21 protein-coding genes are annotated in these 24,045 nt (G+C 64.2%); 15 read left to right on the top strand and 6 right to left on the bottom strand.

The features are described 5' to 3' along the window. Window positions 1-69 precede the first annotated feature (69 nt). From AC5ZGW_RS19345 to AC5ZGW_RS19325, 5 genes are all read right to left on the bottom strand, one after another. Window positions 70-870 (bottom strand): hypothetical protein, encoded by an 801-nt coding sequence (locus tag AC5ZGW_RS19345; protein ID WP_130225363.1) that lies wholly within the window; start codon window positions 868-870, stop codon window positions 70-72. A 215-nt stretch (window positions 871-1,085) separates the two neighbouring features. Then, window positions 1,086-1,595: an OsmC family protein gene (locus tag AC5ZGW_RS19340; protein ID WP_130225362.1), complete on the bottom strand. Its 510-nt coding sequence runs from the start codon at window positions 1,593-1,595 to the stop codon at window positions 1,086-1,088. A gap of 53 nt (window positions 1,596-1,648) precedes the next feature. Then, entirely contained in the window at window positions 1,649-2,434 is a 786-nt protein-coding gene (locus AC5ZGW_RS19335) for an ABC transporter ATP-binding protein (protein WP_130225361.1), read from the bottom strand. Then, window positions 2,434-3,276: an ABC transporter permease gene (locus tag AC5ZGW_RS19330; protein WP_130225388.1), complete on the bottom strand. Its 843-nt coding sequence runs from the start codon at window positions 3,274-3,276 to the stop codon at window positions 2,434-2,436. Before AC5ZGW_RS19330 ends, AC5ZGW_RS19335 begins: the two co-directional genes overlap by 1 nt. 100 nt (window positions 3,277-3,376) lie before the next feature. Continuing rightward, window positions 3,377-4,351, bottom strand: coding sequence for an aliphatic sulfonate ABC transporter substrate-binding protein (locus tag AC5ZGW_RS19325; RefSeq protein ID WP_130225360.1), 975 nt, complete (start codon window positions 4,349-4,351; stop codon window positions 3,377-3,379). Window positions 4,352-4,556: 205 nt separating this feature from the next. Between AC5ZGW_RS19325 and AC5ZGW_RS19320 the strand changes: the two genes are divergently transcribed. The 12 genes from AC5ZGW_RS19320 (at window position 4,557) to AC5ZGW_RS19265 (ending at window position 18,486) form a co-directional block, all read left to right on the top strand. Beyond that, on the top strand, window positions 4,557-7,361 hold the full coding sequence (locus AC5ZGW_RS19320; RefSeq protein WP_130225359.1) for a [protein-PII] uridylyltransferase: 2,805 nt from the start codon (window positions 4,557-4,559) through the stop codon (window positions 7,359-7,361). Window positions 7,362-7,583: 222 nt separating this feature from the next. Next, window positions 7,584-8,639 (top strand): GTPase ObgE, encoded by a 1,056-nt coding sequence (gene obgE / locus AC5ZGW_RS19315; RefSeq protein ID WP_028166271.1) that lies wholly within the window; start codon window positions 7,584-7,586, stop codon window positions 8,637-8,639. A gap of 80 nt (window positions 8,640-8,719) precedes the next feature. Continuing rightward, window positions 8,720-9,862, top strand: a complete 1,143-nt coding sequence (gene proB, locus AC5ZGW_RS19310; protein WP_130225358.1) for a glutamate 5-kinase — start codon at window positions 8,720-8,722, stop codon at window positions 9,860-9,862. 138 nt (window positions 9,863-10,000) lie between these two features. After that, window positions 10,001-11,293, top strand: coding sequence for a glutamate-5-semialdehyde dehydrogenase (locus AC5ZGW_RS19305; RefSeq protein WP_130225357.1), 1,293 nt, complete (start codon window positions 10,001-10,003; stop codon window positions 11,291-11,293). 19 nt (window positions 11,294-11,312) lie between these two features. Continuing rightward, a complete protein-coding gene (locus AC5ZGW_RS19300; protein ID WP_130225356.1) occupies window positions 11,313-11,954 on the top strand; it encodes a nicotinate-nucleotide adenylyltransferase in 642 nt (213 codons plus the stop codon). Between the two features lie 226 nt (window positions 11,955-12,180). Further along, complete coding sequence (rsfS, locus tag AC5ZGW_RS19295; RefSeq protein ID WP_028166267.1) at window positions 12,181-12,531, top strand: ribosome silencing factor; 351 nt, start codon at window positions 12,181-12,183, stop codon at window positions 12,529-12,531. A gap of 48 nt (window positions 12,532-12,579) precedes the next feature. Further along, on the top strand, window positions 12,580-13,062 hold the full coding sequence (gene rlmH, locus AC5ZGW_RS19290) for a 23S rRNA (pseudouridine(1915)-N(3))-methyltransferase RlmH (RefSeq protein WP_130225355.1): 483 nt from the start codon (window positions 12,580-12,582) through the stop codon (window positions 13,060-13,062). A gap of 29 nt (window positions 13,063-13,091) precedes the next feature. After that, a complete protein-coding gene (locus AC5ZGW_RS19285) occupies window positions 13,092-14,468 on the top strand; it encodes a murein hydrolase activator EnvC family protein (protein WP_463328380.1) in 1,377 nt (458 codons plus the stop codon). Then, window positions 14,465-15,829 carry a S41 family peptidase gene (locus AC5ZGW_RS19280; RefSeq protein ID WP_028166264.1) on the top strand — a complete coding sequence of 455 codons (1,365 nt, stop codon included), beginning with the start codon at window positions 14,465-14,467 and terminating at the stop codon, window positions 15,827-15,829. Before AC5ZGW_RS19285 ends, AC5ZGW_RS19280 begins: the two co-directional genes overlap by 4 nt. 257 nt (window positions 15,830-16,086) lie before the next feature. Further along, entirely contained in the window at window positions 16,087-17,283 is a 1,197-nt protein-coding gene (locus AC5ZGW_RS19275) for a divergent polysaccharide deacetylase family protein (RefSeq protein WP_130225354.1), read from the top strand. Between the two features lie 193 nt (window positions 17,284-17,476). Next, on the top strand, window positions 17,477-17,980 hold the full coding sequence (locus AC5ZGW_RS19270) for an RNA pyrophosphohydrolase (RefSeq protein ID WP_130225353.1): 504 nt from the start codon (window positions 17,477-17,479) through the stop codon (window positions 17,978-17,980). A 2-nt stretch (window positions 17,981-17,982) separates the two neighbouring features. Beyond that, complete coding sequence (locus tag AC5ZGW_RS19265) at window positions 17,983-18,486, top strand: RNA pyrophosphohydrolase (protein ID WP_130225352.1); 504 nt, start codon at window positions 17,983-17,985, stop codon at window positions 18,484-18,486. A 140-nt stretch (window positions 18,487-18,626) separates the two neighbouring features. Here the strand turns inward: AC5ZGW_RS19265 and glgX are convergent, their stop codons facing one another. Further along, window positions 18,627-20,861 carry a glycogen debranching protein GlgX gene (gene glgX / locus AC5ZGW_RS19260; protein WP_130225351.1) on the bottom strand — a complete coding sequence of 745 codons (2,235 nt, stop codon included), beginning with the start codon at window positions 20,859-20,861 and terminating at the stop codon, window positions 18,627-18,629. Between the two features lie 289 nt (window positions 20,862-21,150). On the opposite strand from glgX, the gene groL reads away from it, so the two are divergent. The 3 genes from groL to AC5ZGW_RS19245 all read left to right on the top strand — a co-directional run bounded on the left by groL (window position 21,151) and on the right by AC5ZGW_RS19245 (window position 24,037). After that, on the top strand, window positions 21,151-22,773 hold the full coding sequence (groL, locus tag AC5ZGW_RS19255) for a chaperonin GroEL (protein ID WP_028166259.1): 1,623 nt from the start codon (window positions 21,151-21,153) through the stop codon (window positions 22,771-22,773). 234 nt (window positions 22,774-23,007) lie between these two features. After that, window positions 23,008-23,460, top strand: a complete 453-nt coding sequence (locus AC5ZGW_RS19250; protein ID WP_130225350.1) for an Hsp20 family protein — start codon at window positions 23,008-23,010, stop codon at window positions 23,458-23,460. A 79-nt stretch (window positions 23,461-23,539) separates the two neighbouring features. Next, window positions 23,540-24,037 carry an Hsp20/alpha crystallin family protein gene (locus tag AC5ZGW_RS19245; RefSeq protein WP_130225349.1) on the top strand — a complete coding sequence of 166 codons (498 nt, stop codon included), beginning with the start codon at window positions 23,540-23,542 and terminating at the stop codon, window positions 24,035-24,037. The last annotated feature ends 8 nt before the right edge of the window (window positions 24,038-24,045 follow it).

Genomic DNA, 24,045 nt, shown 5'->3' with positions numbered 1-24,045 from the left:
GGCAAAGCGCAGCGTGCCCACCGTCCACGTTCGGTGCAAGAAAGGTGGGCACGCTACGCTTTGCCCACCCTACGTTCGAAGCAATCGTCGCCGGCCATGCCACCACAGGCCGAGATTCCAGGTCACACAGGTGGCGAGCGCAAGACTCAGGCCGATCGCCGAGCCGAACTGCAGCGCGGCGAGGTGGAGCACCGCGACCGCAAGCCCAAATCCCATCAGGCCCCAGGCGCCGTTGGCGATCACGGCGGCCGTCGGCGGGCCGCCGATGCGCGGATGCAGGATCAGCATCATCGAGGTGAACACCACCGGAAACAGGGCGATGATGCCGCTGACCTGCGGGCCGACCCAGCCTGAGGACGTCACCACGATCGCGACCAATGTGGCGACCAGCGAGGCGCGCAGCGGGATGTCGTACCAGCGGCGCGTGATCAGCGGCATCTTCTTCACATGGCGGTAGCGCTGCAACAGCGGCACGCAGATCGCAAAGGTGATGACGTTCACGATCAGCCCGGCGGCAAGCGTCCAGTGAAACTGGCGGAAGATGGACGCGAGCAGGAGCCATACCGCGACGGCGGCGACCGTGCTGAGCAGCGCACTATGGCGCTGTGCCAGCACGACATAGGTCAGTCCAAGATAGATCGTCGCCGCGTTGATGGGCAGGCTGGCGAGCGCGCCCTCGGCGATGAACGCCGCATCATGGTCGAGCGCGAGGAAGACATAGGATGGCCCCGCCGAGATCGGCAGCGTTGCCACCAGCGCGCCGATCACTGGCCCCGAACGCTCGGTGATGATGGAGGCGGTCACGACAAAGGCGGCGGTAGTCGCCATGCGCAATAGCAGCGTCAGCAGGAAGATGAATTCGGGGGGCATCGGCGCCGAAGAATTTATTGCAGGATCGCCGTAGCGACGGCCGCTTTCACCTCTCCCATAGGGAGAGGTCGATTTGCGCAGCAAATCGGGTGAGGGGTTCAGGTCCCTCAAGGAAGCGAAGCCCCTCACCCGCGCCGGAGCCTGTCATCGGGCGCGCCTTCGGCGCGACCCGTTGGGCGCGACCTCTCCCTGTGGGAGAGGTAAGAGCAACGACATCACACCCGCTTCAACGAGACCGCGACCTGCGGGCCGTGCCTGATGGTCTGGTAGACCACGCAATAGCGCTCGGTGAGCTTCAAGAGGAGGTCGAGCTTGTCCTGCGGCGCGTCGGTGTCGACCTCGAAGCGCAGGCGGATCTCGGCGAAGCCGACCGGGGCCTCTTTGTCGACACCGAGCGTGCCGCGGAAATCGAGATCGCCCTCGGCGAACACGTTGCCGCTCTTGAGCGGCACTTCGATCGCCGTCGCCACTGATTTCAAGGTCACGCCGGCGCAAGCGACCAGCGCTTCCAGCAGCATGTCGCCGGAGCAGAGTTCCAGCCCGGAGCCACCGGTCGCTGGATGGAGGCCCGCGACCGCGAGGGCGCGGCCGGTTTCGACCTTGCAGGCGATGCCTTCGCTCTCGATCGAGCCTTTGGCTTTCAGCGTGATGACGGCGGTGGCGGGGTCGGCCTTGTAGCGTTCCTTGATCGGGGCTTGCAGCGCGCGGAGCTCGGTGGCGTCCATTGTTGTTCTCCCGGATTTTCTGCCTCCGGGTGTACTGCCTTATCGCACGGCTGTCACCACCACATCGCCTCGCCTGCATTCGCGGCCGCCTCGCTGTCAGGCACGTTGCGGTCGAGCGAACGATCGAGCGCCGTCAGCACGCGGCGCTTGAAATTGTCGAAATGTGCCGAACTTCGGTCGCGCGGCCGCGCCAGGTTGATCGCGATCTCCTCGAACAGCCGGCCCGGCCGCGGCCGCATCACCAGCACGCGGTCCGCCAGCACCACGGCCTCGTCGACGTCATGCGTCACCAGGATCAGCGTCGGGCGAGTGTCGGCCCAGAGGTCGAGCAAATGATCCTGCAGGTCGCGCCGGGTGAAGGCGTCGAGCGCGGAAAACGGCTCGTCGAGCAACAGCACCTCCGGCTGCGGCACCAAAGCGCGCGCGATCGCCACCCGCTGCGCCTGCCCGCCGGAAAGCTCGCGCGGCCAGGCATTGGCCTTGTCAGTGAGACCGACACGGGCCAGCGCGCGCGCCACCTTTTCACGCCGTGCATCGGCCGGCAGGTCTGACAGGCCAAAGCCGATATTGTCGGCGACGCTGAGCCATGGCAGCAGCCGCGGCTCCTGGAAGATGATGCCGATCTTGGCGTGCGGCGCGGTGATGGTGTCGCCATCGAGCGTCACCGTGCCCGACGTGGCGCGATCGAGCCCGGCGATGGCGCGGAGCAGCGTCGACTTGCCGCAACCGGAGCCGCCGATGATGGCGATGATTTCGCCCGGCTTGATCTCGGCAGAGAGGCGCGACAATGCATGGACCCCGTTGGGATAGGTCTTGCCGACCTTGTCGAGCGCGAGCATCAGGCGGCTCCGCGCTCGCGGCCGAAGGCGTCCTGCCAGCGCAGGAGCGGCGCGGTGGCGAGCTCGATCAGCCAGTCGGTAGTCTTGCCGAGGATCGCGAAGATCACGATCGCGGCGACGATCTGCGCCGGCTTGCCGAGCTGCTGGCCGTCGATCAGGAGATAGCCGAGCCCCTCGGAGGCGCCCATGAACTCGGCGGCAACCACGAACATCCAGCCCAGACCAAGGCCGACGCGGAGCGCCACCACGTAAGCCGGCAAGACCGCCGGCAACAGGATGCGCCGGATCATCGCCGGGCCCGAGAGGCGGAAGATGCGGCCGACCTCGACGATCTTGCGATCGACCGAGAGGATCGCGCCCATCACGCCGAGATAGACCGGGAAGAACACGCCGACCGCGATCAGCGCGACCTTCGAGGTTTCGAAAATGCCGAGCCAGAGGATGAACAGCGGCACCCAGGCGATCGAGGGGATCGCCCGCAGCGCCTGCACGGTCGGATCGAGCAGCCGCCGCGCCAGTCCCCAATAGCCGGAGACGGCGCCGAGCAGCGTGCCGGCGACGACGCCGAGCGCAAAGCCCGCGGCAACGCGAGAGAGTGTCGTGGTGATGTGCCGCGACAGCTCACCGCTTTTCGCCAGTTCCACGATCGTGGCGAAGACTTTCGTCGGCGGCGGCACCAGCCGGCCGTTGGAATAGCCGAGCCAGACCGCGAGCTCCCAGCCGAGGGCGAGACCCGCTGGCAGCAGCAGCCCGAGCGCGGGCCGCACAAAACGCGACAGCCGCACCGCCGCAGGCGGCATGGCGGCGTCGGGTTGTTCCAGCACTGGCACTTCAATGGTCATCGCCACGGCAAGAACCCTTTCCCGCGCCAGATTGCAAGGTGGGTATTCGTCGAGGCTTCGTAGCCCGAGTTTCGCTGCGCTCCACCCGGGCTACGGATCGTCAATTCGTCGGCAGAGGGACTTGGTCGTCGATCAGCGAATTCAGCACCGCCTTCACGTCGACCTTGGCATCGACCACGCCGGCCTGCTGCAGCGCGAGCCCTGCGGCGAGGATCGAATCGCGCTGCGGGGCGCCGATCCGGCTGTGGGTCAACTCGGTGCGCTCCTTGAGCTGCTTGTCGACCACGGCCTCCGGCAGCTTGGTTACGGCAATGAAGGTCTTCTTCAGCTCGTCGTAATTCGCCAGCGAATATTTGCGGGCCTCTTCGTAAGTAGCGAGCACGCGGCGCACGACGTCCGGGTGGTCCTTCAGGAACTGCTCGCGCACATTAAGGATGCCCCAGGTGTTGGCGTCCGCCTTGCGGAAGAACAATTTTGCGCCGTCCTCGACTTCGGCCTGCGCCATCATCGGATCGAGGCCGGCCCAGGCGTCGACATCGCCGCGGATTAGCGCGGTCTTGCCGTCGGCGTGCTGGAGCAGCACCGGCGTGATGTCCTTTTCGGAGAGGCCGGCATCAAGTAGTGCCCGCACCAGGAAGATGTGCGGATCGGTACCGCGGGTCACCGCGACGCGCTTGCCCTTGAGGTCGGCGACCGAGGCGATCTTAGAATCCTTGCCCGTGACCAGCGCGGTCCATTCGGGACGCGAATAGACATAGATCGACTTGATCGGGTTGCCGTTGATCTTGGCGACCAGCGCGGCCGAGCCCGCCGTCGAACCCAAATCGATCGATCCCGCGTTGAGGAATTCGAGCGCCTTGTTGGAGCCGGCGGATTGCACCCAGACGATGCTGATGCCGTCCTTGGCGAACTCCTTTTCCAGGAGCCCTTTCTGCTTCAGGACCAGCGAGACCGGATTGTAGGTCGCCCAGTCGATGCGTATCTCCTTGAGCGGCTCCGCCGCAAAACTTGCCGCGGGCGCAAGCGCCAAACCTGAAATCATCGCAGCCACAGTGCGCCGTGAAATCCGGACCATCCTCAGCCTCCAGGTACTGGAAAATCTTGTTAAAACGTCATTTCATCTCAATGAGTTAGGCCGCAAGGTCAATGAGAAAATCCGGATCCTGAAGGCGGCAGCGCGAGAATGAATTTGCCCAAATCAACTGGAATTCAGCACAGAGTGATCGCGGGGCCACAATGTCCCGTGACAGCACAGGCGCCGTCCTTTATCGGGATAGACCATGGATAGTGTCGTGGCCGAACCCCGCTCGGAAGTGGATGACCGTTTCGATACCGCGCGGATCACCGCCGCGGTCGACGCGCTCGCCGAGAAACACGCGGGACGCGAGGACCAATTCCGCTCGGCCATGGCGCAACTGCTCAAGGCGGAACTGATCGCGGCACGCGCCACGGCACAGGCCGTACTGCTCAAGGACCGCCACGGCCGACGCTGCGCGGAGCGGCTCTGCATCGTGCAGGACGAGATCATCCGCATCCTCTATGCGGCGGCGACCAAGCACCTCTATCACTCGCCGATCCCCTCCGGCGAGGAGCGCATGGCAGTCGTCGCCACCGGCGGTTACGGCCGCGGCCTGATGGCGCCGGAATCCGACATCGATCTGTTGTTCATCCTGCCCTACAAGCAGACCGCCTGGGGCGAGCAGGTCGCCGAAGCGATCCTTTATTGCCTGTGGGACATGGGACTGAAGGTCGGCCACGCCACGCGCTCGGTCGACGAATCGATCCGCCAGGCGCGCGGCGACATGACGATCCGCACCGCGATCCTGGAAACGCGGTTCCTGACCGGCGACCGGCCGCTCTATGACGAACTGGTCGACCGCTTTGACAAGGACGTCGTGCAGGGCACCGCTGCCGAATTCGTCACCGCCAAGCTGGCCGAGCGCGAGGAGCGGCACCGCCGCGCCGGACAGTCGCGCTATCTGGTCGAGCCCAATGTCAAGGACGGCAAGGGCGGCCTGCGCGACCTGCACACGCTGTTCTGGATCGCGAAATACGTCTACCGCGTGCGCGAGACCGATGAATTGCTCGAACGCGGCGTGTTCGACGCGCAGGAATACCGCACCTTCCGCCGCTGCGCCGATTTCCTGTGGTCGGTGCGCTGCAACATCCATTTCTTCGCCGGCCGCGCCGAGGAGCGGCTGTCGTTCGACGTCCAGCGCGAGATCGCGGTCAGGCTCGGCTACACCTCGCATCCCGGGATGCAGGACGTCGAGCGCTTCATGAAGCATTACTTCCTGATCGCCAAGGATGTCGGCGACCTCACCGCGATCCTGTGCGCCAAGCTGGAGGAAGAGCAGAAGAAGCCGGCGCCGGTGCTGAGCCGCATGGTGGCGCGCCTGCGGCCCGGCAGCACCAAGCGGCGCGTGCCCGAGAGCGACGACTTCATCGTCGACAACAACCGCATCAACCTGGCCGCGCCCGACGTCTTCAAGCACGATCCGGTCAACCTGATCCGCATCTTCCGCCTGGCGCAGAAGAACAACCTCGCCTTCCATCCCGACGCGATGCGCACCGTGACGCGCTCGCTCAAGCTCGTGAACACGCAGCTTCGCGAAGACGCGGAAGCCAATCGGCTGTTCATGGAAATCCTGACGTCAGACAATGCCGAGATCGTGCTGCGGCGAATGAACGAGACCGGCGTGCTCGGTCACTTCATCCGCGCCTTCGGCAAGATCGTGTCGATGATGCAGTTCAACATGTACCACCACTACACGGTGGACGAGCATCTGATCCGCTGCATCGGCTTCCTGCAGGAGATCGAGCGCGGCGGCAATGACGAGTTCATTGTCGCCAGCGACCTGTTCCGCAAGATCCGCCCCGAGCATCGCCCGGTGCTCTATATCGCGACCCTTTTGCACGATATCGCCAAAGGCCGGCCCGAGGATCATTCGGTCGCCGGCGCGAAGGTGGCGCGACGGCTATGCCCCCGGCTCGGCTTCAGCAACGCCGACACCGAGCTCGTCGCGTGGCTGATCGAGGACCACCTGACGATGTCGACGGTCGCGCAGTCGCGCGATCTCTCCGACCGCAAGACGATCGAGAATTTTGCCGCCGTCGTGCAATCGGTCGAGCAGATGAAACTGCTCACGATCCTCACCACCGCCGACATCCGCGGCGTCGGCCCCGGCGTCTGGAACGGCTGGAAGGCGCAACTCCTGCGCACGCTCTATTACGAGACCGAGCCGGTGTTGACCGGCGGCTTCTCGGAAGTGAACCGCGCCCGCCGCATCGCGGTGGCGCAGGCCGAATTCCGGGCCGCCTTCACCGAATGGCCGGAGGCGGAGCTCAACGCCTATATCGAGCGGCACTATCCGGCGTACTGGCTCAAGGTCGAATTGCCGCGCAAGATCCGCCAGGCGCGCTTCATCCGCGCCAGCGAGCAGGCCGGGCACAAGCTTGCGATCAATGTCGGATTCGACGAGGCGCGCGGCGTCACCGAACTGACGATCTGGGCAACCGACCATCCCTGGCTGTTGTCGATCATCGCCGGTGCCTGCGCTTCCGCTGGCGCCAATATCGTCGACGCCCAGATCTACACCACGACCGACGGCCGCGCGCTCGACACCATCGCGATCTCCCGCGAATACGACCGCGACGAGGATGAAGGCCGCCGCGCCACCCGGATCGGCGAGATGATCGAGGACGTGCTGGAAGGCAAATTGCGCCTGCCCGAGGCGATGGCACGCCGCGCCGTCCATCGCAGCAGCGGCAACAAGGTGAAGGCGTTCACCGTCGAGCCCGAAGTGACGATCAACAACCAGTGGTCGGACCGCTACACCGTGATCGAGGTTTCCGGCCTCGACCGACCCGGCCTGCTGTACCAGCTCACCACCGCGATCTCGAAGCTCAACCTCAATATCGCCTCCGCCCATGTCGCGACCTTCGGCGAGCGCGCCCGCGACGTGTTCTATGTCACCGACCTCCTGGGCGCGCAGATCACTGCGCCGACCCGGCAGGCCGCGATCAAGAGTGCGCTGTTGCACCTGCTGGCCGACGAGAACGCGGCGGCCCAGCCGGCGGCCTGAACCTTCGCCGCGATTTTACGGAACCAGCAACCGGCTGACAGTTAAGCCTTTTATCCGATCAGCCAGCTTCAGGGTTGCCGCCTCAACGCCGCTGCCTTACCTAGAGCCTTGGTAAACCGTGGCTCTAGCCTTTTGTTTCGACGCGTTTTCTGGCGCGAACCGGTATCCACCCTCGGATCAAGTCCGAGGGCATGCTTCGCTCGAAAACGCTATGGTAGGCTCATGAAATTCCTCGATGAAGCAAAGGTCTATATTCGCTCCGGCGACGGCGGCAACGGCTGCGTCGCGTTCCGGCGCGAGAAATTCATCGAGTTCGGCGGGCCCTCCGGGGGCAATGGCGGGCGCGGCGGCGACGTCATCATCGAGGCGGTCGACGGGCTGAACACGCTGATCGACTACCGCTACCAGCAGCATTTCAAGGCGCAAAAGGGCACCAATGGCATGGGCAAGGACCGCCATGGCGCCAATGGCAAGCCGATCGTGCTGAAGGTGCCGGTCGGAACCCAGGTGTTCGACGAGGACCGCGAGACGCTGATCTACGATTTCACCAAGCTCGGCGAGAAATTCGTGCTGGCCGAGGGGGGCAATGGCGGTTTCGGCAACGCGCATTTCAAGTCGTCCACCAACCGCGCCCCCCGCAATGCCAATCCCGGCCTGCCCGGCGAGGAACGCTGGATCTGGCTCCGCCTGAAACTGATCGCCGATGCGGGCCTGGTCGGACTGCCGAACGCCGGCAAATCGACCTTCCTGTCCGTGGTCAGCGCCGCCAAGCCGAAGATCGCGGACTATCCCTTCACCACGCTGCACCCGCAGCTCGGCGTCGTCAGCGCGCAGGGCCGCGAATTCGTGCTCGCCGACATCCCCGGGCTGATCGAGGGCGCGCATGAAGGCGCTGGCCTCGGCGACCGCTTCTTGGGCCATGTCGAGCGCTGCCGCGTGCTGTTGCACCTGATCGACGCCACCTGCGAGCATGCCGGCAAGGCCTACAAGACGGTACGTACCGAACTCGAGGCCTATGAGGGCCATCTCGCCGAGAAGATCGAGATCGTCGCGCTGAACAAGATCGACGCGGTCGCGCCGGACGAATTGAAGAAGCAGAAGGACCGGCTGAAACGGGCGGCCAAGAAAACGCCGCTGCTGGTCTCCGCCGCCACCGGCGAGGGCATTCCGGACGCGTTGAAGGCGCTGGTCGAGGTGATCGGCGAGGCGCCGGTGTCGGCCAAGGCCAAAGGCGGCACTGATGCCGAACCCTGGGCGCAACCGACGCCGCAGGGCTGATTCCAACGCTCTTTCCCGAGCGCCGCTTTCAAAGTAAGGGGTGGTGCGCATCCCTCCGCTGCTCTACTCCGACCGAACCCATGAAACGCCCCGCGCTCAATCGCTTTCGCCGTATCGTCGTCAAGGTCGGCTCATCGCTCCTGATCGATTCCGAGGCGGGCGAGGTCAAGTCGTCGTGGCTGTCTGCGCTCGCCGCCGACATCGCCAAGCTGCACCGGGAAGGCCGGGAGGTGTTGGTCGTCTCCTCCGGTTCGATCGCGCTCGGACGTAGCCAGTTGAAACTGCCGCGCGGGCCCCTCAAGCTCGAGGAGAGCCAGGGTGCAGCCGCCGTCGGGCAGATCGCGCTGGCACGGATCTGGTCGGAAGTGCTTGGCGATCACGGGATTCGTGCCGGGCAGATCCTGGTCACACTGCAGGATACCGAGGAGCGCCGCCGCTATCTGAATGCGCGCTCGACGATCGCCAAGCTCCTGGAATGGCGCGCGGTGCCCGTGATCAACGAGAACGACACGGTCGCCACCAACGAGATCCGCTATGGCGACAATGACCGCCTCGCCGCCCGCGTCGCTACGATGGCGAGCGCCGATCTCCTCGTCCTGCTGTCCGACATCGACGGCCTCTATGACGCTCCGCCGGCCGGCAACCCCAACGCAAAACTGATCCCGGTGGTCGAAAGCATCAGCGCGGAGATAGAGGCGATGGCGGGCGAGGCTGGATCCGAGCTGTCGCGCGGCGGCATGCGCACCAAGATCGAAGCGGCCAAGATCGCGACCACCGGCGGCACGCACATGCTGATCGCCTCCGGCAAGATCGAGCATCCGTTGCAGGCGATCGCGGACGGCGGGCGCTGCACCTGGTTCCTGACGCCGGCCAACCCGATCACAGCGCGTAAACGCTGGATCGCCGGCTCGCTGGAACCGAAGGGCACGCTGACCATCGACGCCGGCGCGGTGGCCGCGCTACGCGCCGGAAAGAGCCTGTTGCCGGCCGGCGTGATCCGGATCGACGGCCAGTTCGCCCGCGGCGACGCGGTGATCGTCCGTGGCCCCGATACCCATGAGATCGGCCGCGGCCTCGTCGCCTACGACGCAGAGGAGGCCGACAAGATCAAGGGGCGCTCCTCCCCCGACGTGATGGCCATCCTGGGCATCAGCGGCCGGGCGGAGATGATCCACCGCGACGATCTGGTGGTCGGCCCTGCAGGGGTTATTGCGGCCAAATAGGCCATTGGCCGAGCTCCTGCGGGCTTCCCGGCGGTTGGTGAAACCGACCCGGTTCGACCTGCCATGCCGGTTCCTCGCCTCGCCAAGGCCCCGATTTCCGTGCTAGACCATGGTCTTAACAGAACGCTGGGACACTCCATGACTGCGCCGCTGAAGGCGATCGACGGTAACGCCGATCTGCCGACCCTCATGAACGAACTCGCGACACAAGCGCGTGCCGCTGCGCGCGTGCTGGCGCTCGCGCCGCCCGAGCAGAAGAACAGGGCCCTTGCCGCGATCGAGCGTGCCATCCGCGAGAATGCACCGACCATCCTTGCCGCCAATGCCGAGGATGTCGCCGAGACGCGCGCGAGCGGTGCGACCTCGGCATTCGTCGACCGCTTGACGCTGACGCAGGCGCGCATCGAGGCGATGGCCGATGGCGTCGCCACCGTGCGCAACATTCCCGATCCGGTCGGCGCCGTCACCGAGAGCTGGCAGCGGCCTAACGGCATGACCATCGAACGTGTCCGCGTGCCGCTCGGCGTTATCGCCGTAATCTTCGAAAGCCGCCCCAATGTCGCGGCCGATGCCGGCGTGCTGTGCCTGAAATCCGGCAACGCCGTGATCCTGCGCGGCGGCTCCGACAGTTTCCGCTCCTGCCGCGCGATCCATGAGTGCCTGGCGCAGGGCCTGCGCGAGGCGGGTCTGCCGGAAGCCGCGATCACGCTAGTGCCGACCCGCGATCGCGCCGCGGTTGGGCTATTGCTCACCGGGTTGAACGGCGGCGTCGATGTGATCGTGCCGCGCGGCGGCAAGAGCCTGGTCGCGCGGGTGGAAGCCGAAGCGCGCGTGCCGGTGTTCGCCCATCTGGAGGGCGTCAACCACGTCTATGTCGACCGCTCCGCCAATCTCGATATGGCGAAGTCGATCGTGCTGAACGCCAAGATGCGGCGTCCCGGCGTCTGCGGCGCGGCCGAGACGCTTCTGGTCGACCGCGCCGGCGCCTCCGCCAGCCTGAAGCCGCTGGTCGAGATGCTGATCGATGCCGGCTGCGAAGTGCGCGGTGACGAGACGGTGCAACGCGTCGATGCCCGCGTGAAGCCGGCAGCCGAGGAAGACTGGGACACCGAATATGAGGACGCGATCATCGCGGCTCGAATCGTCGACGGCGTCGATGAAGCGATCGCGCATATCCACCAGCACGGCTCGCGGCATACCGATGCCGTCGTGACGGATGATAAGGCTGTTGCGGAGAAATTCCTCAATGAGGTCGACTCCGCGATCGTGCTGCACAACGCCTCGACCCAGTTCGCCGACGGCGGCGAGTTCGGCTTCGGCGCGGAGATCGGGATAGCCACCGGCAAATTCCACGCCCGCGGGCCGGTCGGCGCCGAGCAACTGACGAGCTTCAAGTATCGCATCCACGGCACCGGACAGACACGGCCGTGAAGCCAAACTTGTGATCCCATTGAAGCCAGCCCAGATCGCGTCGCCATCGGTCGCGCGGGCGCTTCCGTTCTACACCAACGGAATGCGCATCGGCCTGCTTGGCGGCTCCTTCAATCCGCCGCATGCAGCGCATCGCGCGATCAGCCAGTTCGCGCTCAAGCGGCTGCAGCTCGACCGCGTCTGGTGGCTGCTCACGCCCGGCAACCCGCTCAAGAGTCACGACGGCCTGCATGCGCTCGCCGAGCGCGCTGCAGCCGCACTGAAAGTGGCCGACGATCCTCGTATCGATGTGAGCTGTCTCGAAGCTGTCATCGGCACGCGCTACACTGTAGACACGATCATCCATTTGCGGCGCCGCGTCTCCGGCGTGCATTTTGTCTGGATCATGGGCGCCGATAACCTCGCGCAGTTCCACCGTTGGAAAGACTGGCGGCGCATCGCCTCCGATGTGCCGATCGCCGTGATCGACCGTCCGCCACAAAGTTTCCGCGCGCTCGCCGCGCCCGCCGCACAGGCGCTCGCCCGCTATCGTCTGCCCGAGAATCAGGCGCCCCGGCTGGCGGATCAGCGGGCGCCGGCCTGGGTCTTTCTCACTGGCATGAAATCCAATCTGTCTTCGACCGGCCTTCGGAACCCTGATGGGAGCTGGAGGACGGTCTAGCGCATGATCGAGGTGGATCATGCGGCAAGTGGCGTGGGGCTTACTGGAATATTGAAACCCTTAACCCCACATGCGTAGTATAGGCGGCGGGCACCGAGATTCGGCGTTCGCGATACAGTGAAAGGAATGGTCCCTGGCCACACCTGTATTGTCCAAGTCTGTTTTACCCAAGGCAGCCAACAAGGCAGCAAAACCTGCGCGTAAAACATCGACCCCGACAGCGGCCTTGAAGGCGCAAGGCGACGCCGACAAGACCCTGAATATGATCCTCTCCCGCCTCGACGATATGAAGGCGGAAGAAACGGTCACCATCGACCTTCGCGGCAAATCAGCATACTCCGACTACATGGTCATCACCTCGGGCCGGGCCAACCGGCACGTCGGTGCGATCGCGGAGAACGTCACGAAAGCCCTGAAGGAAAACGGCATCAGCAAAATCCATGTCGAAGGCTTGCCCAATTGCGACTGGGTGCTGATCGATTCCGGCGATGTGATCGTGCACGTGTTCAGGCCCGAGGTGCGCGAGTTCTACAATCTCGAGCGGTTGTGGACGCAAAGCCCGGTCGCGGCGGTCTAGATCTCTGAGCCGATGCAAATCGGCCGATGCGCATGCTAACATGCGTTAATGCGGTTAGTTGTCATCGCGATCGGCCGATTGAAGCAGGGCCCGGAGCGGGAACTGGCGGAGCGCTATCGCGAGCGCTTCGACGATATCGGTCGCAAGCTCGGCTTCCGCGGCCTGGACGTTCATGAAATTTCGGAAAGCCGTGCGCGCGACGCCGCCACAAGGATGGCCGAGGAAGCGGCGGCGATCTCGGCGCTGATCCCGGAAAAACACCTGCTCGTGGCGCTGGATGAGCGCGGCGAGAACGTCGACAGCGCGGCTTTTGCCGGGTATCTCGGGCGCTGGCGGGACCAATCGGTCGCCAACACTATTTTCGTCATCGGCGGCGCCGACGGACTTTCGCCTGATTTGCAGCGCAAGGCCAAGCTGCGCGTCGCATTCGGCGCGGCGACTTGGCCGCACCAGATGGTCCGGGTCATGCTTCTGGAACAGATTTATCGGGCGGCGACCATTTTGGCCGGCCACCCCTATCATCGCGCGTGAACCGTCAAGAGAAAGCGCTGAACAATCCGATGCCGTCGCTGCGCGACCTTCACCGTTATCCCGACGCCGCGCACCGCGGCCGGTATCCGGCATCCTGGCTTCCCCTTCCGGTCGTGTTGCTGTCGGCAACCCTTGCCACAGCCGCGATCGCGCAAACACCGCCGCAACAGCAACAGACCGCGGCAACCGCGCCTTCGCCCGATATCATCAAGCAGCGGGAGCAGGAGCTTGAGGCCGCCCGCGAACAGCAACGAAAAGCCACCGAGCTGCAGGAGAAATTGAAGGCCGACATTGCCGCGATCGGTCAGGACCGCAGCAAGCTCAACCAGCAGATCATCGACATTGCGGGCCAAGTGCGCGGCGTCGAAGGCCGGATCGTCGATGCGGAGGCGCGGCTGCGCCCGCTCGACGGCCGCGAGCAGGAGATCCGCGCCTCGCTCGATTCTCGCCGCGCCGAGATCATCGAGGTGCTGGCGGCGCTGCAACGTGCCGGCCGGCGCACGCCGCCGGCGCTCCTGGTGCGGCCAGAAGACGCACTGCAGTCGCTGCGGACCGCGATGCTGCTCGGTGCGGTCGTGCCTGAATTGCGGGGGCGCGCGGAAAAGCTGACCGCCGACCTCGGCGAGCTGGTTGCGCTGCGCAAAACCATCGCCAGCGAGCGCGATGCAATGGCGCGCGACCGCGACAAGCTCAGGGAAGACCAGGTCCGGCTCGCGGCGCTGGTCGAGGAGCGGCAACGCCAGCAGAGCGCGATCGAAAAGGACATGGCAGCGGAAGGCGCGCGGGCCATCGCCCTGTCCAAGCAGGTCGACGACCTGCAGGGCCTGATCGCCAAGATGGAACAGGATCTGAAGAGCGCCGCGAAAGCGGCCGCCACCGCCAACCTCCAGGGCACGCCCGCCGCCCCGAACGGCAAGCCAAATCTGGGCGCTTTGAAGGATTCGGCGCGGCTGAGGCCGGCGGTCGCCTTTGCCTCGGCCAAGGGCCTGTTCGCCTACCCTGTTAACGGTACCAGGATTCGTGATTTTGGCGGGTCTGACGGTGCTGGCGGCGTGCAAAAAGGCATTTCTTTGGCAGCGCTGCCCGGTGCCCAGGTCACAACCCCGTGTGACGGCTGGGTCGTCTATGCCGGACCCTTCCGAAGCTACGGTCAACTCTTGATCCTCAACGCCGGGGGCGGGTATCATGTTTTGATCGCCGGGATGGAGCGTATTTCGGTAAACATCGGCCAGTTTGTACTTACGGGGGAGCCGGTCGCGACCATGGGGTCTACGTCCCAGGTTGCCTCTATTTTCGCTACAAACGCGAGCCAACCCGTGCTCTACGTCGAGTTCCGTAAGGACGGCACTCCAATCGATCCAGGCCCATGGTGGGCCGCAAATGAAGGCGAAAAGGTTCGCGGATGATGCGCAAGACTTCTGTAGTTCTCCTCAGCGCCGCATGCGGTGCAGCGTTGACGCTGTTCGTTACCCAACCGCGCGCCGTGCTGATGGGATCAAGCGCGCGCGCCGCGACCTCGGATACCTACCGCCAGCTCAATCTGTTCGGCGACGTGTTCGAGCGCGTGCGCAGCGACTATGTCGAGAAGCCCGATGACAGCAAGCTCGTGGAATCCGCCATCAGCGGCATGCTGGCCGGGCTCGATCCGCACTCGAGCTACATGGACGCCAAGAGCTTCCGCGACATGCAGGTGCAGACGCGCGGCGAGTTCGGCGGCCTCGGCATCGAGGTCACGATGGAAGACGGGCTGATCAAGGTCGTCTCCCCGATCGACGATACCCCCGCGTCGAAGGCCGGCATCATGGCCAACGACATCATCACCACCCTCGACGACGAAGCCGTGCAGGGTCTGACCCTCAACCAGGCCGTCGAGAAGATGCGCGGGCCGGTGAACACCAAGATCCGGCTGAAGATCGTCCGCAAGGGCCAGGACAATCCGATCGAGGTCACGCTGGTGCGTGACAACATCCGCGTCCGCTCGGTGCGCGCCCGCGTCGAGGCCGACGACATCGCCTATATCCGCATCACCACCTTCAACGAGCAGACCACCGAGGGCCTGAAGAAGGAGATCGCCAATCTCTCTAACCAGATCGGCGACAAGTTGAAGGGCTACATCATCGATCTCCGCAACAATCCCGGCGGTCTGCTGGAGGAAGCCGTGACGGTCTCCGACGCCTTCCTGGAGCGCGGCGAGATCGTCTCGACCCGCGGCCGCAATGCCGAGGAAACCCAGCGCCGCGCCGCCCATGCGGGCGACCTGACCAAGGGCAAGCCGGTCATCGTGCTGATCAACGGCGGCTCGGCCTCGGCCTCGGAAATCGTCGCCGGCGCGTTGCAGGACCACAAGCGGGCGACGCTGGTCGGCACCCGCTCCTTCGGCAAGGGTTCGGTCCAGACCATCATCCCGCTCGGCAGCGGCAACGGCGCGTTGCGGCTGACCACCGCGCGCTACTACACGCCGTCAGGCAAATCGATCCAGGCCAAGGGCATCGTGCCGGATATCGAGGTGCTGCAGGATGTGCCGGATGAACTGAAGGCCCGCACCGACACCAAGGGTGAGGCCTCGCTGCGCGGCCATCTGAAATCCGACGGCGACGAGAAGACCGGCTCGCAGTCCTACGTGCCGCCGGACGCCAAGGACGACAAGGCACTCAAGCTGGCCGACGACCTCCTGCATGGCATCAAGTCCACCGCAAGCTCGGCGCCGCCGCCCGGCGGTGACAAGGCTGCGGTCGACAACAAGCCAGGCAGCAAGGCCGCGAACTGATCGGCCATCGCGAATTCAGACCAAGGGCGGCCCTTTCGGCCGCCCTTTTTATTTGGGAGCCCGTAGTCCCGTAGCCCGCGTGAAGCGCCAGCGTAACCCGGGACCGCTCGTAGACACGGATACAGCCCCCCGGGTTGCGCGGAGCCTGTCATCGGGCGCGCGTTCGCGCGACCCGTTGGCTTCACCCCGGGCTACGGGGTCCAGCCTTCCCCTTGAAGCGGCTGTGCTATCGTCGGCACATCTGATTCGGGGGGTTCATGGCAGAGGCGGCCGACGAACTGAGCGCACCGCTCGGACAGGAAACCGTGGCCAAAAAACGCCGGTTCCAGGTGCCGTTCACGGCCACGCAGGTGCTGGCGGTGATGCTCGGCCTGATCCTGGTCACTTTCGCCGGCATCGCCTTGTTCAACGATGATCCGCTCGGCGGCGAGCCGATCGCCCATATCGCCTTGCGCAAGGCGCCGATGGCGGAGGAAAAACCCGCAGCGGCCGGCCCTGCCGCCGAGCCCATGGCGAAATCGCCGCCCAGGCAGGCTGCCGGCGAGAGCAAGACGGTCACCATCATCGACGGCTCGAGCGGCGCGCGGCATGACGTCGTCGTCAGCGGCGATGCCGCCGACAAGGCCGAGTCCGACGCCGCGCCAGGGCCGATGGCCGGCGTAGACCAGCGCCTCCTGGAAAAATCGCGCTATGGCATGATCCCTGTGGTCGCCGACGGCTTGAGGCCGTTTACGGTCTATGCGGCCGATGCCGACCGCGCCAAGGCGGCAAAAACACCCGTGGTGGCGATCGTGGTCGGCGGGCTCGGCGTCGGCGCCGCCAAAACCACCGACGCCATCATGAAACTGCCGCCGGCGGTGACGCTAGCCTTCACGCCCTATGGCGCCGACCCGACCAAGCTTGCCGAACGGGCGCGTGCGCAGCGCCACGAGATCCTGCTGCAGGTCCCGATGGAGCCGTTCGACTACCCGGACAATGACCCGGGCCCCCAAACGCTGCTGACGACCCTGAACGCGGAACAGAATCTCGACCGGCTTTATTGGCACTTCAGCCGCATCCAGGGCTATGCCGGCATCGCCAATTTCATGGGCGCCCGTTTCGTGGCGACCGATCCGGTGATGCAGCCGATCATGCGTGAAGCAGCCAAGCGCGGCTTGAGCTATTTCGACGACGGCGCCACGCCACGCAGCGTCGCGGCCTCGCTCGCCGCCGGCCAGGCGCTGCCCTTTGCCAAGGCCGATTTCACCATCGATGCGGTTCCGACGTCGGTGGAGATCGACCGCGTGCTGGTCAAGCTCGAGACGCTCGCCAAGGAACGCGGCGTCGCGGTCGGCGTGGCCTCGGCGCTGCCGATTTCGATCGAGCGCCTCGCAGCCTGGACCAAGACGCTGGAGGCGCGCGGTATACTGCTTGTGCCATTGACAACCGCGATGCTGAAATCAAAATCGGGCTAGAACTTCAACCTGATGGCGCGACTTCGGACTTCCGGACCCGCCCGTCTTCCAGATCATGATCCGCCAGGTGAATCGGGTCATGGTCTCGTCTTTTTGTTGGAGCGTGATCTTCCCACGCGAACGCTTTACGTTTGTCGCGAGGGAGAAACGATTTCCGACTGGTTCCGGATCACGCTCTGGGAGTCCTGATCGAATGACGCGTTACGAGGAACTGCCCTACCGGACCTGCGTCGGCGTGATGCTGCTCAACCGAGACGGGCTGGTCTTTATCGGACGCCGCGCCGGCGGCATTGAGCATGTCGACGACACCCACATCTGGCAGATGCCGCAAGGCGGCGTGGATCCCGGTGAAGACGTCTGGGAAGCCGCCAAGCGCGAGCTCTACGAGGAGACCAGCGTCCGATCGGTCGAGAAACTCGGTGAGGTCGAGGACTGGCTGATCTACGATATTCCGCGCACGGTCGCAGGGCGCGCCTGGAAGGGCCGCTACCGCGGCCAGCGCCAGAAATGGTTCGCGGTTCGCTTCACCGGCAAGGACAATGAGATCGACGTGGAAAATCCCGGCGGCGGCCACAAGGCCGAGTTCTCGAACTGGCGCTGGGAGCCGATGAAGAATCTCCCCGAATTGATCGTGCCGTTCAAGCGGCCGGTGTATGAGCGCGTCGTGCAGGAGTTTTCCAGGCTCGCGGGCCGATAGGAATGTCCGAGGAAAAACTATACCGCCCCAATGTCGGGATCGCGCTGTTCAACACGTCCGGCCACGTGCTGATCGGCCACAGATTCAGGGACGATGGTCCGGAAATCATCCTTCCCGGGCTTGAATGGCAGATGCCGCAGGGCGGCATCGATGCTGGCGAGGAACCGCGCCAGACGGTGATGCGTGAACTCTGGGAGGAGACGGGCGCCGTTTCCGCCGACTATCTCGGCGAGACCGATTGGGTCACTTATGAATTCCCGCCCTACAATGGACCGCCGCATCGTCTCGGCAAATTCCACGGACAGCGGCAAAAATGGTTCGCGCTGCGATTCACCGGGCGCGACGAGGAAATCGACCCGCTGACACCGCGCAACGGACAACCGGCCGAATTCGACGCCTGGCGCTGGGAGCGGCTCGACCGCGTCCCGGATCTCGTCGTGCCGTTCCGCCGCGAAGTGTACCGGCATGTCGCCCGCAGCTTTGCCGCCTTTGCGCAAGCGCGCTGAGACCGGATTGCAGAACCTCACCTCGTCTAAAGCGCGATGAGATGAGGATGAATCATTATCGCGCTTTAGGTTATTGTTTGAGCATGATCTTTTCGGAAAACCGCTTCACACTTTTCCGGATCATGCGCTAGGTGAACGCATTACTCGGATAGCGGGAACTCGGCGACATCAAGGATGCTGCCGATGCCATGCCGCAAGCGGCGCACGGCGCTGTCTTCGCTCGCAAGACCGAACGCCAGCATGGAGCGTCCGGTCACGGCGTAGACGTGGCCGAACGGAAAGCTTGGCAGTTGCCCCTCCGGCTGGTTGGTGTCGATCAACCCCTGCCAGTGCTGTCCTTCCGGAACTTCCGGCAGCGTAAAGTTCACGACGTCATAATGGGCGTTGTAGATCAACAGCAGGGTCGCGTCCGATCCGCGACGTTTGATTCCGGTTTCCTGGGCGCGACCATCAAGCAGCATCCCGAAGCAGCGCACATTGCCGTCCTGCCACTGCTCGACGGTCATTTCTTCGCCCGACGGGGCAAGCCAGGTCACGTCCTTGACGTCGAGCTCCTCATTATGCGTGCCGATCAGGAAACGGCTCCGATAAAGGATCGGAAACGCCTTGCGCATCGCGATCAGCTTTCGCGTGAATTCGCGCAAGGCACGTCCTTCAGGCGATATCTTCATCCAATCGAGCCAGGTGGTCTCGTTGTCCTGCGCATAGGCGTTGTTGTTGCCCTTCTGGCTGTGACCGAATTCGTCGCCGGCGAGCAGCATCGGCGTGCCGTGCGACAGGACCATCGTGGCAAGGAAATTGCGCTTCTGCCGCTCGCGTAACGCGACAATCTCCGCATCCGATGTTGGACCTTCGACGCCGTGATTCCACGAGTGATTGTTGGAATGGCCGTCCTGGTTTTTCTCGCCATTGGCCTCGTTGTGCTTGTCGTTGTAGGAGACGAGATCGTTGAGGGTGAAGCCGTCATGGGCGGTGACGAAGTTGACGCTCGCCCACGGTTTGCGGCCGCGCTTGTTGAACAGGTCTCCCGACCCGGTAGTGCGCTTGACGAAATCAGCGACCTGCCCGGCGTCCCCTTTCCAGAAGCGTCGCGCCGTATCGCGGAATTTGTCGTTCCATTCCGCCCAGCCCGGCGCGAACTGGCCGACCTGGTAGCCGCCGGGGCCGATGTCCCATGGCTCCGCGATCAGCTTGACGCTGGAGAGCACCGGGTCCTGCCGACAGGCATCGAGGAAGCTGCCGCCTTCATCGAAGCCGTAGGGTTCGCGCGCGAGAATGGTGGCAAGATCGAAACGAAAGCCGTCGACGCGCATCTCCGTTGCCCAGTAGCGAAGAGAGTCGGCGACCATCTGCAGCACGCGCTGGTGCGATAGATTGATGGTGTTCCCGGTGCCGGTATCGTTGATGTAGTAGCGCTTCTGATCGGGCAGCAGCCGATAATAGTTCGCGTTATCAATGCCCTTGAAGGACAGCGTCGGTCCGAGTTCGTTGCCTTCGGCGGTGTGGTTATAGACCACGTCGAGGATCACCTCGATGCCGTGGGCATGGAACTGGTTGACCATCTCCTTGAACTCGGTCGCCAAGCCAGTCCGCAGGTAGCGCGGATCCGGAGCGAAGAAAGCGAGCGAGTTGTAGCCCCAATAATTGCGCAGGCCTCTGTCGACCAGATAGCTGTCGTCGACGAAAGCATGAATCGGCAACAGCTCCGCGCTGGTGACGCCGAGCGAGCGCAGATACGCCGATACGTTCGGGCAGGCGAGGCCCGCGAACGTGCCGCGATCGGCTTCCGGCACCAATGGATGCAGCTTGGTGAAGCCCTTCACATGCATCTCGTAGATGATGGTGCGCTCCCACGGCGTCGCGGGCTTGCGGTCACGTCCCCAGGTGAAAGCGGGATCGATCACCCGGCACTTCTGCACCAGATGGATATTGTCGCGGTCATCAAACGATTTGTCCTTGTCGGCATCGCCGATCTTGTAGCCGAACAGTTCGGGACCCCATTGCAACTGCCCGACCAATTGCCGGGCGTAAGGGTCGATCACCAGCTTGTTCGGATTGAAGCGATGGCCGGCATCGGGTTCATAGGGACCATGGACGCGATAGCCATAGACCAATCCTGGCCGCGCGGTCGGCAGATAGCCGTGCCAGACTTCGTCGGTATATTCGGGAAGCTCGATCCGCTCGACCTCGGTTTGGCCGGCGTCATCGAACAGGCATAGCTCCACCTTGGTGGCATGCGCTGAAAACAGCGCGAAGTTGACACCCAGGCCGTCCCAGGTGGCGCCCAGGGGAAACGGCCTGCCTTCGCGAACAGCGGAGCGCCGCAGCAACTGGGCTGCCTGCGCGAGCTCACGACCTGCGGCTGATCTATCCATCAGAAGGCCTGCCCTTCGGTGACATAAACGCCTGCACCTCACCATCGTTCCTCTGGTCGGGCGGCCCGGCTCACCCGATCTCCGCCGCCGGAACGGGTTCCCGGCCTCCTGGTCCTGTGACATCATGGAGCAGAGCAACCCTCTCGGCCCAGGCCGGACGGCCGAGGCCGCGCGGAAGGCCGCTTAGAGTACGATCCGGAAAAGCGGATACCGCTTTCCCGAAAATATCGATGCTCAGACAAGGACGAGAGAACGCAGTTGATCCATCAAGGGGAGAGGAGAAAACGTCATGGCCGCGAAAGACGTGAAGTTCTCAACCGAAGCCCGCGAGCGCATGTTGCGTGGTGTAGATCTGCTGGCGAATGCGGTCAGGGTGACGCTCGGACCGAAGGGCCGCAACGTCGTGCTGGAAAAATCCTTTGGAGCACCGCGCATCACCAAGGATGGCGTCACCGTCGCCAAGGAGATCGAGCTCGAGGACAAGTTCGAGAACATGGGCGCACAGATGGTGCGGGAAGTCGCGTCCAAAACCAGCGACATCGCGGGTGACGGCACAACCACCGCCACTGTGCTCGCACAGGCAATCGTCAGGGAGGGCGCCAAATCGGTCGCCGCTGGCATGAATCCTATGGACCTGAAGCGCGGCATCGACCTCGCGGTCGAAGCGATCGTCGCTGACCTCAAGACCCATGCCAGGAAGATCACCTCCAATGATGAGATCGCCCAGGTCGGCACCATCTCCGCCAACGGAGATGCCGAGATCGGCCGCTTCCTTGCCGATGCCATGCAAAAGGTCGGCAATGAAGGCGTGATCACGGTCGAGGAGGCGAAGAGTCTCAACACCGAGCTGGAAGTGGTCGAGGGCATGCAGTTCGACCGCGGCTATGTCTCGCCCTATTTCGTCACCAATGCGGAGAAGATGAAGGTCGAGCTCGAAGAGCCCTATGTCCTGACCAATGAGAAGAAGCTGACCACGCTGCAGTCGATGTTGCCGCTGCTGGAAGCGGTGGTGCAGTCCGGCAAGCCGCTGCTCATCGTCGCGGAGGACATCGAGGGCGAGGCGCTGGCGACGCTCGTCGTCAACAAGCTGCGCGGCGGCCTGAAGGTCGCCGCGGTGAAGGCGCCGGGTTTCGGCGATCGCCGCAAGGCGATGCTCGAGGATATCGCCATCCTCACCGGCGGCACCGCGATCTCCGAAGATCTCGGCATCAAGCTCGAGAATGTCACGCTGAACATGCTCGGCCGTGCCAAGAAGGTCGTGATCGAGAAGGAGAGCACGACCATCGTCGATGGCGCCGGCGCCAAGAAGGACATCGAGGCACGCACTGCCCAGATCAGGACGCAGATCGACGAAACCACTTCTGACTATGATCGCGAGAAGCTTCAGGAGCGGCTCGCCAAGCTCGCCGGCGGCGTCGCCGTGATCCGGGTCGGCGGCGCGACCGAAATCGAGGTGAAGGAGCGCAAGGACCGGGTCGAGGACGCGCTGCACGCCACCCGCGCAGCCGTCGAGGAAGGCATCCTTCCCGGCGGCGGCGTGGCGCTGCTGCGTGCCTTGAAGGCGCTGGACAAGATCAAGACCGCCAATGCCGACCAGAAGGCGGGCGTCGATATCGTCCGTCGTGCCTTGCAGATACCGGCGCGCCAGATCGTCGAGAATGCCGGCGAGGACGGTTCACTGGTGGTCGGCAAGCTCCTGGAGCGCGGCGACTACAATTGGGGCTTCAATGCCGCGACCGGCGAGTACGAGGACCTGGTGCGCGCCGGCGTGATCGATCCGGCGAAGGTGGTTCGCACCGCATTGCAGGACGCGGCATCCGTTGCCTCGCTCCTGATCACGACGGAAGCATTGGTCGCCGACAAGCCGAAGAAGTCCGAGCAGACGCCCACCCCGCCGCCGATGGACTTCTGATCGACAACAAGGGCGGCCCGCGGATAATGCCGCCGGTCGCCTTACGCGATTGGCGAACTTTCCTGAGTGGCCGGAAAATTTCGGACACCCCTCTTGAAAGTTCGCGCCGGTTTTCTAATTCGATTTTGCCGCCAAGAAAGGTGGTGCCGGATGCCAGCTTGGGTCCGGCGAACTGGGCGGCGGACAGTGTCCGACGCTCCTTCGTATCCATCTTGCTCTGAGGAGGACTTGGTTATGAGGACCTTTGACTTCTCGCCCCTGTGGCGCTCCACAGTCGGCTTTGACCATCTTGCGGATTTGCTCGATGCGAGCCTACGGCAGTCCGCCGACGACAACTATCCCCCTTACAATATCGAGCGGTCCGGCGAGGACAGCTATCGGATCTCGCTGGCAGTTGCCGGCTTTGGCGTGAATGACATCACCGTCACCGCCGAGCAGGACATGCTCACGATCGAAGGCAGGAAACCTGAGGGACCGGCGCGCGATTATCTCTACCAGGGCATCGCCGCGCGACCGTTCCGGCGGGTATTCAGCCTCGCTGACCATGTGCAGGTTAGGCAGGCCTCCATCAAGGATGGCCTCTTGATCGTCGATCTCGTCCGCGAGGTGCCGGAATCGATGAAGCCGCGACGCATCCCGATCGCGGGTACGGGCTCCCAAGCAATCGAGCAGAAGCAGGCGGCCTGACTTTGCCTGATGCTTGACGAGGCCACGCGTGGGCCAAGCCGCCCGCGCGGGAGATCGTAGCTGAGACAAGGAGGATAAGATGGCTTTTCGTGATCTCATTCCCTGGTCGAAGAACCAGGAGCTTGCGCCGACGCGCGAGAATTTCGATCCTTTCATCACGCTTCACCGCGAGATGAACCGGCTGTTCGACGACGTGTTCCGCGGTTTCGGCTCCTTCGGTCCCATCAGCAGCCCGCTGTTGGAAGGCCGCTTCGGTTGGCCGAAGATCGAGCTCAGCGAAACCGACAAGGAGCTTACCGTCTCCGCAGAGCTTCCGGGCATGACGGAGAAGGACGTTCAGGTCGAGATCGCCAATGGCGTGCTGACGCTCCGGGGCGAGAAGAAAGCCGAGCGGACGGACAACGGAAAGTACTTCTCCGAACGCTACTACGGCGCGTTCGAGCGGCGGATCGCCCTTGATGGTGTTGCCGAAGACAAGGCGCAGGCTTCCTTCCGCGACGGCGTATTGACGATCACGCTGCCGAAATCGGAGGAAGCGCGCGAGAGCGTCAAACGCATCCCGATCGGCAAGCAATAACATGAAAG

It is taken from the genome of Bradyrhizobium sp. Crot121, from assembly GCF_059512385.1.
Note: the sequence above shows the minus strand (reverse complement) of the source record. Positions and strands in the feature narration are given on the sequence as shown.

Bases quoted from the DNA above. Each gene is read 5' to 3' on its own strand.
- AC5ZGW_RS19320 (WP_130225359.1), top strand. From the start codon at position 4,557: ATGGATAGTGTCGTGGCCGAACCCCGCTCGGAAGTGGATGACCGTTTC.
- AC5ZGW_RS19265 (WP_130225352.1), top strand. From the start codon at position 17,983: ATGTCCGAGGAAAAACTATACCGCCCCAATGTCGGGATCGCGCTGTTC.
- groL (WP_028166259.1), top strand. From the start codon at position 21,151: ATGGCCGCGAAAGACGTGAAGTTCTCAACCGAAGCCCGCGAGCGCATG.
- obgE (WP_028166271.1), top strand. From the start codon at position 7,584: ATGAAATTCCTCGATGAAGCAAAGGTCTATATTCGCTCCGGCGACGGC.
- glgX (WP_130225351.1), bottom strand. From the start codon at position 20,861: ATGGATAGATCAGCCGCAGGTCGTGAGCTCGCGCAGGCAGCCCAGTTG.
- AC5ZGW_RS19285 (WP_463328380.1), top strand. From the start codon at position 13,092: ATGCCGTCGCTGCGCGACCTTCACCGTTATCCCGACGCCGCGCACCGC.
- rlmH (WP_130225355.1), top strand. From the start codon at position 12,580: ATGCGGTTAGTTGTCATCGCGATCGGCCGATTGAAGCAGGGCCCGGAG.
- AC5ZGW_RS19305 (WP_130225357.1), top strand. From the start codon at position 10,001: ATGACTGCGCCGCTGAAGGCGATCGACGGTAACGCCGATCTGCCGACC.
- AC5ZGW_RS19245 (WP_130225349.1), top strand. From the start codon at position 23,540: ATGGCTTTTCGTGATCTCATTCCCTGGTCGAAGAACCAGGAGCTTGCG.
- AC5ZGW_RS19325 (WP_130225360.1), bottom strand. From the start codon at position 4,351: ATGGTCCGGATTTCACGGCGCACTGTGGCTGCGATGATTTCAGGTTTG.
- AC5ZGW_RS19280 (WP_028166264.1), top strand. From the start codon at position 14,465: ATGATGCGCAAGACTTCTGTAGTTCTCCTCAGCGCCGCATGCGGTGCA.
- AC5ZGW_RS19275 (WP_130225354.1), top strand. From the start codon at position 16,087: ATGGCAGAGGCGGCCGACGAACTGAGCGCACCGCTCGGACAGGAAACC.
- AC5ZGW_RS19335 (WP_130225361.1), bottom strand. From the start codon at position 2,434: ATGCTCGCGCTCGACAAGGTCGGCAAGACCTATCCCAACGGGGTCCAT.
- AC5ZGW_RS19345 (WP_130225363.1), bottom strand. From the start codon at position 870: ATGCCCCCCGAATTCATCTTCCTGCTGACGCTGCTATTGCGCATGGCG.
- AC5ZGW_RS19250 (WP_130225350.1), top strand. From the start codon at position 23,008: ATGAGGACCTTTGACTTCTCGCCCCTGTGGCGCTCCACAGTCGGCTTT.
- AC5ZGW_RS19330 (WP_130225388.1), bottom strand. From the start codon at position 3,276: ATGACCATTGAAGTGCCAGTGCTGGAACAACCCGACGCCGCCATGCCG.
- proB (WP_130225358.1), top strand. From the start codon at position 8,720: ATGAAACGCCCCGCGCTCAATCGCTTTCGCCGTATCGTCGTCAAGGTC.
- AC5ZGW_RS19270 (WP_130225353.1), top strand. From the start codon at position 17,477: ATGACGCGTTACGAGGAACTGCCCTACCGGACCTGCGTCGGCGTGATG.
- AC5ZGW_RS19340 (WP_130225362.1), bottom strand. From the start codon at position 1,595: ATGGACGCCACCGAGCTCCGCGCGCTGCAAGCCCCGATCAAGGAACGC.